The following is a 16,723-nucleotide window of genomic DNA, read 5'->3' as shown; positions in this document are numbered from 1 at the left end:
CAAGTCACCCGCCCGCCACTATGAACCTGATGTATGTACCGAGTGTATGTACTCGGTGTATAGTCATCGGCATGGCCACCGGCGACGCGATCCTGGCGCTCCTCCTCCCCGGCCCGAAGCACGGCTACGACCTGAAACGCGCCCACGACGAGTGGTTCTCGGGTCTGCGGCCGTTGGCATTCGGGCAGGTGTACTCCACTTTGTCCCGTCTCCAGCGCGATGAGCTGATCCAGGTCGCGCAGACCGAGACGGCGGACGGTCCGGAACGGACCATCTACGAACTCACCCCCACCGGCCGCGCTCAGGCGCAGGGATGGCTGGCCGAACCGGTCGATCCGAACGGCCCGGGCGGGGCCCCGGCCGACGAGCTGATCCGCAAGACCCTGGCGGCCTATCGCCTCAACTCGGATCCGAGCGGCGTGGTGGCCCGGCAGCGAGCGGTGCACCTGCGGGCCATGCGGGCACTCGAGCCGGAGCGGGGCGCGCCGGAGAACCTGGGCAGTTCGGTCACCCGTGACCATCGGCGCCAGCACCTGGACGCCGACCTGCGCTGGCTCGAGCTGACCGGAGAACGGATCCGCAACGCAGGCCCCGCCGAGGGCGCGGTGCACCTCATGAACGATGCAAGTCCGCCGAAGGAGCAGGAACATGGCTGAGAACCCGGTCCTCGTCCTGGAGAACATCCAGCACGCCTACCACCGCACCCTTGCTGTTCAGGGCGTCAGCCTCAGCGTTCGCCCGGGCGAGGTGCTGGCGGTCACCGGCCCCAGCGGCTGCGGCAAGTCCACCCTGTTGCACGTCGCGGCCGGTCTGATCCGGCCGCAGAGTGGTACCGCGTACCTCTTCGGCCAGTCGCTGGCCGCCACCAGCGACGACGACCGGGCCCGTCTGCGGCGCAGCCGGCTTTCCCTGGTGCTGCAGTTCGGCCAGCTGGTGCCGGAACTCAACGGCCTTGACAACGTCGCGCTTCCGTTGCTTCTCGAGGGGCACGACCCCAAGGAGGCCCGCAAGCTGGCGTCCGGTTGGCTGGAGCGCTGCGGTGCCACGGAACTGGCAGAAGCCGAACCCGCCGAGATGTCCGGCGGCCAGGCGCAACGGGTCGCGGTGGCCCGGGCGCTGATCACCGGCCCCCAGCTGATTCTCGCCGACGAACCGACCGGCAGCCTCGACTCCTCCGGCGGCCGTCAGTTGCTGGACCTGATGCTGACCGAGGCTCACAAGGCCGGTGCAGCCCTGGTCGTGGTCACCCATGACAACACGGTGGCGGCCCGGGCGGACCGGGAGATCCATCTGCTCGACGGTGTGATCGTCTCTGAGGCGGTGCTGGCATGAACGCAAGCACGCGCCAGTTCTTCTGGGAGATGTCGGGCCGCAGCACCCAGGTCGACCGCCGCCGTTCGTTGCGGATGTCCTTCGGCGTGGCCGGCAGCGGCGTCTTCAGCCTTGCCGCCATCGCGATCCTGACGGCCCAGAACGACTTCGGATACGTCAGCTACGTGTCCGACGGCGGTCTCCGGCCCGGGACCGCGTTCGGCGTCCTGGTAATGATCGTCCCCTTCGTGCTCTTCGCCCTCCAAGCGTTGCGCACGGGTACGGCGGCCCGCGAACGGCGGCTTGCAGCGCTGAGTCTGGCCGGGGCAACCCGGTCCGACCTGCGTCGGCTGGCTCTGCTGGAGGGGACGCGGGCCGCCGTACGGGGCGCTCTGGCATCTGGGCCGGTGTACATCGCGCTCTGGGTAGTGCTCGGCCCGGGTATGCCCATGGGATCGAAAATTCTTCCCACGCCGGGCATTGCTGTGGTCCTGGGCTGGATCGGGCTCGTGGTGGTGCTTGGAGCGGCGGGGGGTCTCCTCGCCCAGCAGGCCACTCATCCCGCGACCGTGTCGCCGTTGGGCCTCACCCGCCGGCGTTCTCGCCCTCTGACGCTGATCGGCAGCATTGCTCCGATCGCCTCGCTGGTCTTCACCCTGGTCATCTTCCTGTTCGTCCACGCCGACTCGTTCTTCGCCTTCCTGCTGTTGCCCCTGGGTGCCATCACTTTTGTGGTCACGGCGGGGCCCTGGCTGGTCCTACTCATCGGAAAGCTGGCGGCCCGACAGGGCGGACTGCTGACCATGCTGGCGGCCCGGCGTCTACTGGCTGACGTGCGTACCCCCGGCCGGATTGTCGGGGTAATGGCCGCGGTGGGGGTGGTGTTCGGCATTGTCTCCGTGATGCTGGCCAACGTAACCAGTGAATACAGCGCTGACAGTAGGCAGTTCTATCTAGCCGGAATGGGCGCCGTGACGCTGGCGGCGGTCCTGGCCGCAGTGGTCGCCACCTCGGCCCTGGTGGTGGGGGCGACTGAGCAGATCCTGGACAACGCCCGGTCTACTGCAGTCTTCGTGGCCCTGGCGGCGTCGCCGGACATCGTCTCCAGGATCGTCCGTCGTCAGATGCTGCTTGCCGCGCTCCCTCCCACGCTGATCGGGGCGCTGGCGGGCTGGGGCTTCTACGGATACGTGATCGGCGTCCAGTACGGCTGGCCGCTGGTGCTCCTCACCTTCCCCCTGGCCATCGGGATCGCCGTCCTGGCGGCGACCCTGGCCGCCCTGATCGCGACTCAGAGCGTGCGGCCCGCGATCCTGAGCACCTCGGGCCCGGAGAACCTCCGCACCGTCTAGGGCTACAACCAAAGGACGTCGTGGGCGCGTGATCTCCAGGGGCACGACATTCCTCCCGCACCGGTAACGAACCTGGCTATGACCACCGCCGGTGGTCATAGCCAGCCCTGGCGCTGGTCGGTATTTCGCCACTGCCGGGAGCAGCTGGTCACCGCAGTCGACCCGGGCGACGACCTCGAACGTCGGCTCGGTGCTGAGCAACGCCTCGAAGGCCTCGGCGATCAGAATTCTGAGCCGTTCCTGGCCCAACGTGCGCTTGCCTCCCCGGCCATCGACCCGAAGCCGACCCGCGGATCGGCGGCATCTAGGGTGCGGTCTGAGCACCCTTTCCAGGGCCGACCGCCGCGCCCCTGGAAGGGGCCGGAAAACAAGGAGCAACATGTCCCTGATCTGCGAGGAACTCTTCCTCCTGCTGACGACCGACACCGGTGTCCGCGAAGGCTTCGGAACACAACGCGGAATCGGCCTCACCGCAGCCGTTGTCGCCGACCTCGCAGCCGCCGGCCGGGTCACGTTCGACGGGACCAAGCACCAACGGGTCCAGGTCACGGACCCCGCCCCGCCCGGTGACCCCGTTCTCGACACCGCCCTCGCCCGGCTCGTCGAACTCGACGGAAAGCCCTTCGCTCAGCTGGTCCGCGACCGAAAGCTCAACCCGGAGAAAGCGGTAGGCGAACGCCTCGCCGAGAAGGGCGTCCTCAATTTGCGCGAAGCCCTCCTCGGTGGCCTCGTGCCCGCCAAATACCCCACCCTCGACCCTGGCCCTGAGCAGGACCTGCGGGCCCGCCTCCGCCAGACGCTGGACGGCGGTCCGGTGGCCGAACACGACGTGACCATCCTGTCGATCCTGCTCGCCCTCAGCGTCCACAAAACCGTGCTGGGCCGAGACCTGCCGGGCCGGTCAGCCCGTGACCTGCGCGACCAGATCCGCGCGCTCGCGGCCGAGTCTCCGGCCGGCGACGCCGTCGCTGCCGCGATGCGCAGCCTCGCTGCAGTCGGTGCGATGGGCGCTATCTCCAGCTGACAACTGCCGTCTCCGGTGTCCGTATCGCCCTTCTCCTACGGGCGATACGGGCCCACCCGGCCACCCCGCTGCCGTGCGGTTGCGACCGCTCGGTGCGTACCGACGTCCACCATTGGGTTCTTGATCTCTACACCACATGGAAGACGCTCGTGGGCACGATTTCGGTCGGCCAGATCTGCCTGAAACGTTGAGCGCCCGAGCGACATGTACTGGTGTGAGCGACAGCGAGTGGTTCCGGGACGTCTACATACAGACGTACGCCGACCTGACCAGGTTCGTGGTCCGGCGTCTGCACCCGCCGGAACGGGCCGAGGACGTGGTGGCCGAGGCTTTCACGGTGGCCTGGCAGCGACTCGGTGACCTGCCGGACGAACTGGACGACGCCCGAGCCTGGCTTTTCGGTATCACCCGACGTCTGCTGCTGGCCGAGCATCGGGCGGACCGCCGCGGGCGGGCTCTGGCGGTGCGCATCGCCGAACACGCGGCCGTCGACACCCTCGAGCATGACGATCTGGTGGCCACCTCGGTCGACCTGGTCAGTTCCTGGCAACGGCTCGCTCCGGCGCAGCAGGAAGCCCTGAGCCTGTCCGTGTGGGAAGGGCTGAGCGCCGGGCAAGCCGCCGCCGTACTCGGCATCTCACCGGTTGCTTTCCGGATTCGGCTCAGTCGTGCCCGCCGCGCCCTGCAACGTCACCTGTCCCACGTCTGCGCTGCCGGCCCGAGCAGCCTCGCCACCAGCGCGGAAGGACACGCCTGATGAACCTTGAACAGCAGTTGCGCCGTCACGACCCGGCCCGGCACCTGCCTGCCTCCAGACCCTCCGAGGCTGTGTTCGCCCAGGTGACAGCCACGTCCCCAGGCGGCCCGGTCGGGAAACGGCGGCACCGCACGCGCTATCTCCTGGCTGCCGCGATCGCCGCGCTCGGCACGGTCCTGGCTCCGGTATTCGGAGGCAGCAACGCGGCCATCGCGGACTGGACGTCCAAGCCCCGGCCAGTGACGCAGGAGGAATGGACCTACTGGGAAAAGCAGTGCAACACCTGGCCCGACCAGCAGTTCGAAGCCCGCATCGTGGAAGCTCGGGGTGAGCATTTCGGCATGGCCTACCTCGTTTCCTCCGACGGCCTACGCGAAGTGACCTGCCTGCTCACCGACGAGACGCCACTGCCCGCCAACTATGACGGCAGTGGACAGCAGATCAATGGCTACGCCGTGAAGGAACCCGCTGCAGCGGATGCCCTCACTTCCAGCACCGTGATGAAGGTGGACTTGTTCGCCGGCGTGCAATACGTGGCCACCGGCCGGGTCGGAGACGATGTCGCCGCGATCAGCTTCGACGCCGGCGGCGTGTACGCAGAGGCCACCTTGAAGGATGGCTACTTCGCCGCCTGGTGGCCCGAACGTCGTCCCAAGACCCTGCTCGGCCAACTTGCTGAGAGCGGCATGCCCAACCCCGACGTCAAGATCACCCTGAAGGACGGCACCAGTCGCATCCAGCCGATCCAGGACTTCTACTTCAGGCGACAGTGATCTACGGCACACTAATTGCGTCCGCTGCGTGACGAAGTCCTTGCCCACCGTGGATCCGGATCACCATCCGCTAGCCCGACCGGTCACCTTTTGGCCCCGATGAGGCATCCGACCGACGGGTAGTCCAACCATTCGGAGTACCGCACGGTAATCTGTGGGTGGGATTGCGCTCCGGTCGGCTGCCGACCGGTCCCGTCTCCCCTAGCCTGGGGAGCGGGGCGTCGTCGTCCCGTGGGCCTCTAGCTCAATCGGCAGAGCAGCGGACTTTTAATCCGCGGGTTCGGGGTTCGATCCCCCGGGGGCCCACACCGTGTGACCTGCGGATACGACTGAACGTATCCGCAGGTTCACCACTTTCCGGCCCGTTCTGGGAAGGGTATGGGAAGGGTTGCCCGGTCTCAGCCCCAACCAGGCCGTCGCGATGGGCCCGAGCGAGTCAGACGCGCCCCAGGCTTCCCGCTGGCTTCGTGACCCGCCGTGATCACGCTTGGGCTTCCGCATGCACGTAAGGGCACCGTTCAAGCCGAAACAGGGGCTGGCTACTGCTGGTCGCCACCACCCTGATCGCGATGCTTACGGCGCCTCCCTTGGCTGCGTCGCGACCGGACTGGCCGACGGCTAGGGACACTCCAATGCTTTTCGATGAGCAGCTTCCACACCTGGAGTCGATCGGCGGACTCTTGGGGAAAGACTTGCTGTAGAAGCGCCGTGACAGCGCCGACCATCAGCAAGATCACTAGCACGTACGCGGGCGCGCCTCCGACTGCGGCCGCAGCGCTAGAACCGAACGCGGTAATACTCCCGATCTTCATGCCGCGTCCCTCTTCGGACGTCGTTCCGCAGTCCAAGCATCTGGCAGGTCCAACCGGCCGCGTCGGTGCTCGGCGCGGAGCGAAGAACGAAACCGGTAGAGCTGTCCCTCAATCGCCCGTGGACTCATGCCGAGCTGGTCGGAGATCTCAGTTGCCGACAGACCGTGCCCCAGGAGTTGCAGAATCTGCCGCACAGTCGGCGATGCGAACCGTTCGATCTGCTGGAGCAACCCCCGGTCGGCGATCTGCTGTGCTGGATCAGGCTCGACATCACGAACTAAAGCAGCAAGCTCGTCATCACTAACGCAGACTGACCAGGCAGGATGCTCGCTCCGCCATTTGCTGACGGTGTCGCTGAACCGCATGAGACACCCGGTCAGGAAGAACGTCTCCAAGCTCGCCCCGCCGTCGGCCTTCCACTTGCTCTCGGGGATGACCCGGGTCCGGAAGAGGTGCTCGCCCGCGATGATCAGCCCAATCGCCAGCGCATCTCGGGCTTCCATCGAGGAATGAAGACGGATGGTGTCCGTTGCTGTCAGCCCTCCGGAGGGCAACCCCCGGTCAGCAAGCGCCTGCCGGATCCTTCCTGTCCGAAGCATGCTCTTCAGTACCGGAACTGCGTACCGGTAGAGACGCTGGGCGAGGACCTCGTACTCCGGGCACGGCCGGAATGCCCAATCCGAGACGTCCGCTTCGCCACCGGATGCCCTCTCGAGCCTCGTCGCCTGAACCCGTGCCGCGGTTTGCCGCTCGACGTGAGCCAGGTTGATCCGAGTTAAGAGTGCGGCGTCATCGGCTCGGGATGCCTCCCCCTGGGCCTGCGATGCCGGCCTGGAGGGCGAGGCGCTCGTCGACGTGAAGCCACTCCTCGACACGCCCTGCTGCTGGTTAGCTTCACGCACGAGCTCAACCTCCTTTCAGGGCACCAGATCCCTGTTTGGGCCCAACCTGAACCGGTACCTATCGCGGCACCTCTCAAATGCTCCTATGGGGCGGCCCCACGATCAACCCACGGACTATTTTCGGAGCGGAAGTCTCTAGGTGGGCTGGGCGCTCAGGCGGCCTGACCACGTGAGCTGACGCCCATGCCACGCAACCTCGTCCCGAACCAACCAGCAAGACGCTAGGCGCACGCGGGCAAGACCGGCTGCCCTTCGGCCAGCGGGAGGGATCCTGTTGCAGGTGGTGAGCCGTCCATCAAGCGGTGTGGGTCAGCGCGCCGACCAGCAGCAAACAAAAACATGGCCCCGCCGCCGCGGTCTCGAGGCCATCGTGGCGTCCAGACGCCCTCGCGCTAGTCACCGTCCTCGAACCGGTGCTCGAGCGAGTTCACCAGCTCCTTGCTCAGCCCGAACAGGTCGGCGTTGTCCGGGTCAGCAGGGGTGTCATCGGGGACAGTGACGATTACCCAAGCGCCGCTCCAACCGGTCCGCTCTCGGGCAATCTCTTTGCTCCTTGCGAACCAAAACACGTCTCGGTACTCGCTGCCCCAAGCCGGGCCACCATTTTCTGGGTCCCGATGCCGGAACCCTTCCTTCTCGATGCCCGAACGGCCGGCCAGGGTAGTGCGGTGATAGAGGTTCATGACGCCCCTAGAGTCCGGCTGTCGCCGGGTAGAAGTTCGTGCCGCCAGGCTTCATCTCGATGCGCCAAGCCCCGACCGACCGGTTAGGCCAGGTTTCGTACTGAATCCTGGCGCCCTCGATTGCGAGGTCAGCGTCCAGAGCGAGACGCGGTTCGCCTTCCAGCGTGCAGGCAACCTGCTCGGCGGTGATGGTGATCAACCAGTCATGGGTCTCGTCTAGCCCGAAGGCATCGACGAGGCGGTCGAGGGAGCGAACCTGCTGTTCAGCGCGGGTCCAGCGGAGCGACATATCGCAATCGTAGATCCCGGTGAAGTCGCGCTTCAGCCCAGAGCAGTCTCCGCGCCTGGGATGGAGTCGGGGCGAGCCATCTGTGATGATCCACAAGCTGGCCATTCCCGGTGCGCTGCCTGTTTCATGCGCGCCGACGGGATGCCGCCGCGCGGGAGCGGGTGACGTCTGCCGGATTGTGCAGGAGCTCTTACAGGTGGGCCAGCCCGCCTAACCGCACCCTGGCCCGGGCTTGGGCAGGAGACCTTTCACCCCTTGAGCGCCCACCAGATCGGCCCCGGTCAGGTCGGCCCCGTCGAGCTTGACGTCGGTCAGGTCGGCCCACTCCAGGCGGCTTGCGCGCAGGCAGGCCCGGGTCAGGGTGCCGCCGGTCAGGTCCACCCCGGAAAGCCAGGATCCGGTGAGCTTCGCTCCGCTCAATGAAACCGCTCGCAGCGATGCGCCCTCGAGGTGGGCGCCGCGCAGATCCCGGTTGTCAAGGTTGATCCCGTCCAGGGTGGCTCCGCGCAGGAAGGCCCCGCGCAGGTCGGTGGTGCTAAGGGCCGCCTGTTCCCGGGTGAGGTCGCAGCCGTCCAGGATCAGCGGAACCCGTTTCAGATCACAGGGATCCGTGGATGGGCGGACTTGCAGCATGAGGGACGCGGTGATCGCGCTGGCCATGAACATGACGACGGCGAAGAGGACCCAGCGGCCCAGGCCGACCCGAGGTGGTGGCCGTTCAACCTCTGCCATGGCGTTCGACTGTAGGGCAAGAGCTGAGCCTGGTCTGAGAAGCGGGCGGGTCTGTCGCGGTCAAGGTCGGGAGTGAGGAAACCGAAGGTCAGGCGGGGTGATCAATGTGATCCGAGGTCTGAGACAGTCGTTACGTGTGGCTCTGCAGTTGATGTGTCTGCAGGGGGTTCTGCAACCCGGCCCGGGTCTCCCGGGTAGGCGACATCTCCAGGCAGGAAGTCTGTGCCGGGCGCCCATGGATCCATGCGGGGCGCACTCCACCGATTGTCCATGTGAAGAGGCGCTGTACAGCCACGGTAAGGGATGCGCAGGACACGCACAGATTTGCGAGAGCGCATTCGATCTTGACGGGGATCAGCCGAACCCTCTGCAGTGCGAAGGGCCGGAAAAGCACAAGTGGACCCTCAACCGGGACTACACGTACAGTCCGCCGCCTCCACCGAACCCCTGATCGCGTTGTGAACCACCCATTTTCGTTCCCCGATTAGCTCACAATTGGCTTGTGGCCGGGTCTCCGCTGGATGCCGCCCTGAGCGCGGGTAGCTCGATCGGGCGCTACTTCAGCGTAGCCGCCCTGATTCCGGCGACCCTCCTGGTGGTCTATCTAACGGGTCTTCTCACAGCAGGCGCCCTGTGCGGCCCTTTCCAGGCTTCCACTGGTCTCGCGGCCCTGGGCTCGCTTGGGCTCTCCGGTCTGGGCTGGGTGGTCTCCGCATCGATTGCGACCGGTGTCTGCCTGCTGCCCCTGACTTTTCGCTTCACTCAGCTCTTGGAAGGCTACTGGGGTCACGGAACGCTCGCGATCCGCGTCACCGAGCACTTCACCAGAGTTCATCGTTGCTGGCTTTTCGGCCTGAACACCTGGCGGGGCGATCGCGAGAAGGCTTGGACCAAGCCGGACCCGGTTGAGCGAACGCAGTTGATCGCCATCGACGGAGTCCGGGGGGCGGGAGAACGACGGTTGAACAAGCGGCGTGGGGACCGCTATCTGCAACCCTATCTCGAGGACGCTGCCGCCACCGCCGCGATCGCCGGGTATCCCACCAGCGCTCGGCGAGTGCTGCCCACTCGCCTTGGGAACGCCCTGCGCCGGATGGAGGACTCGTCCGGGCGCCCGTACGGGCTGGATGCCATCACCGTCGCGCCGCACCTGGCCATGGTCTGCGAGGAGCGCCAGCAGGCCCAGGTCTCGGATGCGCGGGAGATGCTCGACCTGAGCGTCAATCTTTGTGCCGTAGGCGCTCTGGCCTGCCTCGCCACACTGGTGCTACTGGCGGACGACGGCTTCTGGATTCTGCTGGCCCTCGCCCCTCTCGCCTTCTCGTGGCTGGCCTACTTGGGCGCGATCGAGGCTGCCGGTCAGTTCGCGACCTGCTTCTCGGCCATGCTCGCCCTCTCGCGGTTAAAGCTCTACGACACCCTCTGTTTGAAGCGGCCCACCTCGATCATCACGGAGGCAGAGAACCACGGGCCGAAGATCACGAAGCTGCTGGATGGCCAAATAGTTCCCCTCTCACTCACCCAGCAGAAGTCCACATCCGACGATCAACCCGCCGGGCGGTAGGCCATTTCCCAGCCTTAGTCATCGCGCCGCCCGGCCCCGACCACGGCCTGAACGGAGAGTCGGTGCCCTTGCCCTGGCTCATCCCCAACGAACTGCTCATCGGATCGTGAGGCGTTCGCCACCGGGCGGCAGAACGTCGTAGATCAGTACATGCCTCCCGCAGGACGCTGTGGAGTGATGTTGGACGGAGCCGTCACCCATCGAGCTCCCCGGCGACCCACGCCGACAGGATCGGCAAGAAGGCATCGAAGTCGGGGGTCTCGGAGGATTCCGGTCCCTCATTCAGCGCCGCGTCACGCCCGTACATGTAAGCGGCACGGATTGCAGCACGGGTAAGCACGGGCTGCACCCGGACGGGACTGTCCGGAATCCGGCTCTGGCGCACAAACGGTGGTCGAAGCAGCCGATTTCCGGTGAATCGCGTTCTATGTGATCTTGATCTGAGTGCGCTGTTGATCTTGGTGAGGTGCTGTTTCCCGGGGTGCCCGTCGCGGTGGAAGGGGTTTGCGAGGATGGGGACGGGCTGCGGATCGAGTTGGTCTCCACCGCGGCGGAGGCGCCGTGCCCTTCGTGTGGTTCTCTCTCGCGCCGGGTTCATGGCTGGTGTCGTCGCCGGTTGAAGGATGTGGCGATCGCAGGCAGAAACGTGCTGCTGGAGCTACGTTCTCGAAGGCTGGTGTGCGTCGAGGCTGCTTGTGGTCGAAGGACGTTCCGGGAGCAGATCCCTTCTCTGACTCGGCGGTGGGCGCGGAGCACGCAGCGGGTCACGTCGATGATCGCCAGGTTCGGGATTCTGGCCGCTGGGCGTGCGGGTTCCCGGCTTCTGGGGGCTGCGGGTGTGCAGGTCTCGCGGGATACCGTGCTGCGGGTGGTGATGGGGCTGCCGCTGCCGTTCGAGCAGGCCCAGGCCGCGGGAGAAGCGGTCCCCGCCGTGCTGGGGGTGGATGACGTCGCGATCCGCAAGGGCCACAGTTACGCGACGATCATCATCGACGCCGGTACGCATCGTCCGCTGGATCTCCTGCCCGACCGGCTCTCGGGCACCCTGGCCACGTGGTTGAAGGCGCATCCTGGGGTCGAGATCGTCTGTCGCGACGGCTCTAACGCTTACGCTGAGGCCATTCGGGATGGTGCACCGGATGCGGTTCAGGTCAATGATCGCTGGCACTTGTGGCACGGGCTGGGCGAGGCCGTGGAGAAGGTCGTTGTCGCTCACACGCCTTGCTGGCGTCCGACCGTCGGGAAGGCGCTCAAAGAGCCTCCGAGGCATGAGATGTGGCACGCCCGGGCGATTGACGAGCGAACTGCGGCCCGCCATCGGATGGTCCATGATCTCTTGGCTCAAGGGCTGAGCCTGATGGAGTGCCGGCGCAGGCTGGGCTGGGGCTTCAACACGGTGAAAAGGTATGCGCGAGCGGCCACGCCAGAGGAACTGCAGCGCCCACCACGCTACCGGCAGACGTTGGTGTGCCCTTACCGCGACTATCTGCGCCGTCGTCTGATCGAGGAGCCTTCGGTGCCGATCACGCATCTGCTGGGAGAGATCCGCGCCCAGGGATACTCGGGCAGCCAGAATCTGCTGTTCCGGTACATCAACCAGGGCAGGCTCGATCTGGAACACGCGCCGGCCCGTCCCCGAAAAGTCACCTCCTGGCTGATGAGTGCGCCCGAGAATCTCGCTCAGCACGATGCCGAGCGTCTGAGTGAAGTCCTGGACCTGTGTCCCCACCTGAACGAATCCGCCAATCTGATCAAGCAGTTCGCTCACATGATGATGAACCGGGCCGGCGAGAAGCTCGCCGGTTGGATGGACGCCGCACAAGCGCTCGAACAGCCTCCTCTGAGCAGCTTCGTCACCGGCATGCGCCAGGACCAGGCCGCAGTCACGGCGGCCCTGAGTCTGGAGTACAGCAACGGTCCGACCGAAGGCACGAACACGAAGATCAAGCTCCTGAAACGACAGATGTACGGGAGAGCTGGGTTTCCGCTACTGCGGCAACGCATCCTGCTCAACTGAGATATTGCTGGGCGCTACGACCACCGTTTGTGCGCCAGAGCCGTTCCCCGGACAGTCCCGCACCCCGATGCTCGACGCACGTGGGGGGAGGAGAGTTCGACTTGGGCCCAGGCCATGGTCAAGAAGACCGACCGACGCCGCACCGCAGGGCCCCGACGTGAAGCTTGAATGTCTGGTTTGATCACGTGAAGGAGGTGTCGATGTCCGAGTTCGCATGCACGGATGTCCGGGTTCCTCTGCACACCGGTGAGCGCCGTGTTGTGGAGGGGTGCCTATGGCTTCGGGCAGTCTTCAAGATTCGAGGGGGACACGACTGGCGCAGAGCGGGCACTCGTTCGACGGCCAGATAGTGTGATCGCGAGATTGGAGCGTTTCGACCACATGCCCAAGTTCCGTAATGCGTTGCCGACCGACCTGCCCGAGCGTCATCAGCGAGGCGACGACCACGATGCGGGCCTTTACGGCGCTGAGCGCCGCCATGGTCGCAGTTGCCGCTGACGCGGCATTGATGACGTCGTCCACGACGGCGACGCGTTTGCCCGCAAGGTGAGCCCCGAACGCGGTGGGAATCGAATATGGCCGCGCGTAGAGCTGGTCCGTGCCCAGGTGGTCTTCAGCAGGCTGAGAATAGGCGAACGCCAGGTCCAACTGTTCGGCGATCATCTGGGCCAGAAAGGCCCCTCCGCTCCATGGCCCGCAGACTACATCCACGGAGTACTCGCTGATCTGCTCCGCAAGTTGTCGGGCGAAGGGCGCCACCACCGAGGGACGGACAAACAACGAGTCGAGATCGAGCCACAGAGTGCCATGATGCCCGGATTCGAAACGGAAATGACCCTCACGAACCCTGATCAGGTCCGCAAGCCCAGCTACCTCGAACGTCACCATACAAACACTGTCATGCCGGGTGACTCACTGATCCATGGCCGAGCAGTCTGACCGACCGCCTCTGACACCGCCCTACCGGACTCAGCCCGGCTGAAGCGCCGCCAGACGCTCCTCACTGATCTTCAGGAACAGCGCCGCCGACTTCACGATCGCCTCGTCCTCTGGCAGATCACTGTTCAGGCCGATCTTGTCGACCCGAACCTCACGCTCATCGAGCCAGGCCTGATTCTCCGTCCTCAGCTCCTGGCGCTCAGCATCACTCGTGACAGCCAGATAGTGGATCTCCTGCAACCGGTTGATCTGCCCGTCCACCTTCACCGCGTCAGCGAGGTGACAGTTCGCGACCTCCTGATACGTACCCCTCGGGTCACAGTCCTTGACCGGGATCGGGAAAGGCTCCGCCAGAGGTTGGTACTCAGCCAGAGCGACCCCCGCGACGACCTCGTCGGAACCCAGGACGGACGTCACCGGCTTGACCGACGCGTTCTCGGCCTCCGCACTCGCGGCACTGGTCTTGGGCTCGCTCGCCGTCCCCGGCGTCGAGGTGGACACCGACACCAGCCCCGCGGAGACCTGCTCGGTGCCGTCCTTCAAGACCAGGTTGGCAGCGACCCCGCCGACCAGCAGAGCGATGCCCGCCCCAGCGATGAATGGGGCGTACTGGCGGGTCTTGGCCATCGTTCAATCTCCCTCGTCTACGACCACCAGCACGCTTGCTGCGGTCAGAGAGTGAGATGGGATTTATGCGCAGTTTGTTCGAGTGGCCTGGGTCACATCGAAAGCTGAGCCCTCCGAGTCATCGGCTCCTCCTTGACGTGGCCCGATGTGTCGCCGAAACACTGGATCTCATCTGGAGTTCCGGCCCTGTGGATCCATCGTCGCGGAAATGAGCTCCCCTTCGAAGCTCCATGTACGCCTGTTGGGGGCCAACGCTGAAGGAGATGGAACGTCAGGCCCGGGCCGGTATCAGCAGTCTCCAGTCGGCAAAGCGCCGTAGAGTTCTGATCGAAGGTCATTCGGGAGCGTCCTTGAATAGACCGGCATTCTCTAAGGCATCCAGCAGAGTAAGAAGACTTTTGCTCTGCGTTGGCTGCAGCGTCACGCCAAGCTCCAAGTGTTGACCGAGCCCGAGAGACGTGAGGTTGGCCGACCCGAAATAGCCCCGACCACCATCAGCAACAACAAATTTGGCGTGCATTAGGGATGGAAAGCCTCCAGCCCACCAACGTTGAATTACTCGACCAAAATACTGGAGCTTCCGCAACCGCCGCTTGATCAGTCTGAGGTCAGTGTCATTGTGAGGATGGAGATAGAAGGTGGCGCTCACATCGCGGGTTTGAAGAGCTGGTAGGAGAACCGGCTCCAAGAGATCCCAGCCGCCTTCATTCCAGAAGGGCCCCCCAATGTGCAGGGTCGACGCTGCCCGAGCGATTACGTCGTTGACGAGCAGGTCGAGGCGCGTGGCGGGTGTAATCAAATCTTTGACGGGCGGAGGGACAGTAAAGACGAGTTGCTCGGGTCCCGGGACGACAGGCGGCCTGAGTGGAATCGCGTCAAGGACATCCATCACCACCGCTAGTTCTGACATTTTTATTAGCTGCGGTTGGCCTCGCTCATCAAGCAACCCCAGCTGCCGTGCCTGCACGCTGAGGGTGTTGGCATGATCGCCCTTGAGTCCAAGAGCTTCAAGCGCTTGCGCACCCGAGGACATGAAAGACGACAACCAGCCTTGTTGGTCCGAGCGAGGGACCAGCTCCTGGATCGTCACCGCGAAAGGAACCAGTGTGCGCATTTTAGCTCGTCAAGGCGGTAAAGACGTCCCGTCGCCGGAGGTAGTCGGCTACCACGGCGCGGTCGAGGTCATGGTTAAAGCTGCGGCAACCGAAAGTGATGTAAGCGCACCTTTCACAGGCTCGCGGATCGTGCTGATAGCACAGTGGGTCATTTTCACAGCGCACCGCTCGCTCTGCCGCTGAAGCAAGCCAGGAGTGAGACCGATTAGTCAGAAGAGTCCACAGGGAGCCAAGGGTGAAGCTCTTCAGGGAGTTCGCGTAGATCGCAAAACTAAGGGTCTCAGGCACGATCCATTCTCCGAGAGATGCCTCCGCGAAGCCAACTTGGCCGTCATCGAGACCACGGAGAAGCAAGTGAGACAAAGTGTGAAGAAGAGTGCGTACCCGAGCCGCAGGTAGAGGGTCCGAACTTTCGCGGGCAAAAATGCCGAGGACATCGCGCTTAGCCTCATCCTCAGTCGATGGGCGTGTAGAGACGAAGCCATCATCTGCGAGGAAATTTACGACCTCGACAGCCGACATAGTCAATAGCAGCGCTTCCGTCTCGGAGGCCACGGCGAAAATCGGGTACTTGTCGCTGCGATTTGTTTGCGTTCTGAAGCCCCGAGCAGCTGACTCACCGGGCTCAACAGACTCTCGCGTGAACCCGAAAGCTACCTTCGCGATGGGGAATTCCCAGGTAACAGACAACTCCGAGAAGCTCATGCGCTCTGCTAAGTCGATCCCAGATTGGATGCTCGCGGCCTGCAATGTATCCCCCTTGGCTCGCGCACTGTTCAGCTGTTCGACCAGCGTCGTGCGCTGCAGCTCTGAGGGGTCAAAAACAGCAGCACGCTCGAGAAAAGGGCGCTCAGTAGCGATCTTGTCCAGGACGCCAGGGGGTAGTTCGCCTAGGCCGGCCAAACCCGTTTCAGCTGGCCCGGACGTCGTGCGCAACGTGGCAATGTCATCTTCTGACAGCAGCCCCGTTGCCCGCAGCTTTCTCTCCTGCGTTTCCCACTCGCTGGCAGTCATTCGCTTCGCTGACGATCCGGGAGAGGTATCTGCCTGACGCAGACCATCTTGAATTCCGTCTATTAGACCCAGGTAGTGAGCCAGAGCAATCTGCGCACGAAGAGGGTGGGCTTGGTAGGTCTTGAAAGACGATGAGTCAATGTTGACCAGATCAACATCTAATATGTTGTAGGCACGTGAGTCATCGAGTGTATGCGCCCGCATTCGTTGGAACGCCGGCTCTTGTGTGAACCGGCAGCCGCAGGGGGACTGATTGGTCCGTGCTACGACGCGGTTGCTGCAGGCACGACACCGCCAGACCGCAGTCCTAAAGGAGCCCGTGTCTTCGAAGAAGATGTGTTTACGGTTATGCGTCGTGCAGGCTGGCACCTGCATCGGAACGGTTTTTCCGCAGTTGTGTGCCGAGTAGAATCTCAATTGCCGTAGTCGTCCGCCGCATTCGTCACATCTGGACGAGCCGACTAGGTTTCGTGCATTTGTGAAGCTCTTCACGCGAGCGCACTCGCGGTGAGAACATTCAAAGACCAAGGGCCATAGCTCGAAGCGGACGTCTTCGGGTGAGAGGATCTCGTACTCCCGCTCACGAGAGTCCCGGGGGATAGGTAGGTTATAGCGGTCGTCCTCCTTCCATCGCTCGAGGCTGCGGGCGATCTCCTCAAACACGACCTGCTCGTTCAGCCGATTCACTCTCGAGCCCACCACATTTATGACGCGGCCATAGACGCGGTCCTCATGGCGGAATACTGCTCCGGGAAGATAGGAATACATCACCTGACTACGGCTTCGCAGCATCCTCTGACTTTCAGACATTT

At 64.4% G+C, this 16,723-nt stretch carries 16 protein-coding genes and 1 tRNA gene; 9 read left to right on the top strand and 8 right to left on the bottom strand.

All coding sequences use genetic code 11. The features are described from left to right. Window positions 1-71: 71 nt before the first annotated feature. The 7 genes from LR394_RS00515 (at window position 72) to LR394_RS00485 (ending at window position 5,523) form a co-directional block, all read left to right on the top strand. The gene (locus LR394_RS00515; protein WP_231438289.1) at window positions 72-656 is read left to right on the top strand and encodes a PadR family transcriptional regulator; all 585 of its coding nucleotides are present in this window, start codon (window positions 72-74) and stop codon (window positions 654-656) included. Continuing rightward, a complete protein-coding gene (locus tag LR394_RS00510; protein ID WP_231438288.1) occupies window positions 649-1,332 on the top strand; it encodes an ABC transporter ATP-binding protein in 684 nt (227 codons plus the stop codon). The genes LR394_RS00515 and LR394_RS00510 overlap by 8 nt, the downstream gene beginning before the upstream one ends. Beyond that, window positions 1,329-2,663, top strand: a complete 1,335-nt coding sequence (locus tag LR394_RS00505; RefSeq protein ID WP_231438287.1) for a hypothetical protein — start codon at window positions 1,329-1,331, stop codon at window positions 2,661-2,663. Before LR394_RS00510 ends, LR394_RS00505 begins: the two co-directional genes overlap by 4 nt. A 379-nt stretch (window positions 2,664-3,042) precedes the next feature. Further along, window positions 3,043-3,687 carry a GOLPH3/VPS74 family protein gene (locus LR394_RS00500; RefSeq protein ID WP_231438286.1) on the top strand — a complete coding sequence of 215 codons (645 nt, stop codon included), beginning with the start codon at window positions 3,043-3,045 and terminating at the stop codon, window positions 3,685-3,687. 214 nt (window positions 3,688-3,901) lie between these two features. Next, a complete protein-coding gene (locus LR394_RS00495; protein ID WP_231438285.1) occupies window positions 3,902-4,444 on the top strand; it encodes an RNA polymerase sigma factor in 543 nt (180 codons plus the stop codon). A gap of 71 nt (window positions 4,445-4,515) precedes the next feature. Then, window positions 4,516-5,217, top strand: coding sequence for a hypothetical protein (locus tag LR394_RS00490; RefSeq protein WP_231438284.1), 702 nt, complete (start codon window positions 4,516-4,518; stop codon window positions 5,215-5,217). A 233-nt stretch (window positions 5,218-5,450) separates the two neighbouring features. Continuing rightward, window positions 5,451-5,523 (top strand) — tRNA-Lys (locus LR394_RS00485). Between the two features lie 502 nt (window positions 5,524-6,025). On the opposite strand, the gene LR394_RS00480 is transcribed toward LR394_RS00485, so the two are convergent. From LR394_RS00480 to LR394_RS00465, 4 genes are all read right to left on the bottom strand, one after another. Further along, complete coding sequence (locus tag LR394_RS00480; RefSeq protein ID WP_231438283.1) at window positions 6,026-6,931, bottom strand: helix-turn-helix domain-containing protein; 906 nt, start codon at window positions 6,929-6,931, stop codon at window positions 6,026-6,028. Between the two features lie 392 nt (window positions 6,932-7,323). Next, entirely contained in the window at window positions 7,324-7,614 is a 291-nt protein-coding gene (locus LR394_RS00475) for a hypothetical protein (RefSeq protein ID WP_231438282.1), read from the bottom strand. Between the two features lie 7 nt (window positions 7,615-7,621). Beyond that, window positions 7,622-7,903: a hypothetical protein gene (locus LR394_RS00470; RefSeq protein ID WP_231438281.1), complete on the bottom strand. Its 282-nt coding sequence runs from the start codon at window positions 7,901-7,903 to the stop codon at window positions 7,622-7,624. Window positions 7,904-8,113: 210 nt separating this feature from the next. Then, window positions 8,114-8,635, bottom strand: coding sequence for a pentapeptide repeat-containing protein (locus LR394_RS00465; RefSeq protein WP_231438280.1), 522 nt, complete (start codon window positions 8,633-8,635; stop codon window positions 8,114-8,116). Between the two features lie 502 nt (window positions 8,636-9,137). Here LR394_RS00465 and LR394_RS00460 point away from each other — a divergent pair. Both LR394_RS00460 and LR394_RS00455 read left to right on the top strand, forming a co-directional pair. Next, complete coding sequence (locus LR394_RS00460; RefSeq protein WP_231438279.1) at window positions 9,138-10,199, top strand: hypothetical protein; 1,062 nt, start codon at window positions 9,138-9,140, stop codon at window positions 10,197-10,199. A gap of 466 nt (window positions 10,200-10,665) precedes the next feature. Beyond that, complete coding sequence (locus LR394_RS00455) at window positions 10,666-12,216, top strand: ISL3 family transposase (protein WP_331283028.1); 1,551 nt, start codon at window positions 10,666-10,668, stop codon at window positions 12,214-12,216. Window positions 12,217-12,507: 291 nt separating this feature from the next. On the opposite strand, the gene LR394_RS00450 is transcribed toward LR394_RS00455, so the two are convergent. The 4 genes from LR394_RS00450 to LR394_RS00435 all read right to left on the bottom strand — a co-directional run bounded on the left by LR394_RS00450 (window position 12,508) and on the right by LR394_RS00435 (window position 16,721). Continuing rightward, window positions 12,508-13,104 carry a phosphoribosyltransferase family protein gene (locus LR394_RS00450; protein ID WP_231438278.1) on the bottom strand — a complete coding sequence of 199 codons (597 nt, stop codon included), beginning with the start codon at window positions 13,102-13,104 and terminating at the stop codon, window positions 12,508-12,510. Between the two features lie 81 nt (window positions 13,105-13,185). Further along, complete coding sequence (locus tag LR394_RS00445) at window positions 13,186-13,782, bottom strand: hypothetical protein (protein WP_231438277.1); 597 nt, start codon at window positions 13,780-13,782, stop codon at window positions 13,186-13,188. Window positions 13,783-14,116: 334 nt separating this feature from the next. Continuing rightward, window positions 14,117-14,896: a phospholipase D-like domain-containing protein gene (locus LR394_RS00440; protein ID WP_231438276.1), complete on the bottom strand. Its 780-nt coding sequence runs from the start codon at window positions 14,894-14,896 to the stop codon at window positions 14,117-14,119. Window position 14,897: 1 nt separating this feature from the next. Beyond that, window positions 14,898-16,721, bottom strand: coding sequence for a hypothetical protein (locus LR394_RS00435; protein WP_231438275.1), 1,824 nt, complete (start codon window positions 16,719-16,721; stop codon window positions 14,898-14,900). Window positions 16,722-16,723 lie beyond the last annotated feature (2 nt).

This window comes from Kineosporia babensis, assembly GCF_021129305.1.
Classification (GTDB): domain Bacteria; phylum Actinomycetota; class Actinomycetes; order Actinomycetales; family Kineosporiaceae; genus Kineosporia; species Kineosporia babensis.
The sequence above is the reverse complement of the archived record's forward strand: the minus strand, read 5'-3'. Positions and strand labels throughout refer to the sequence as shown.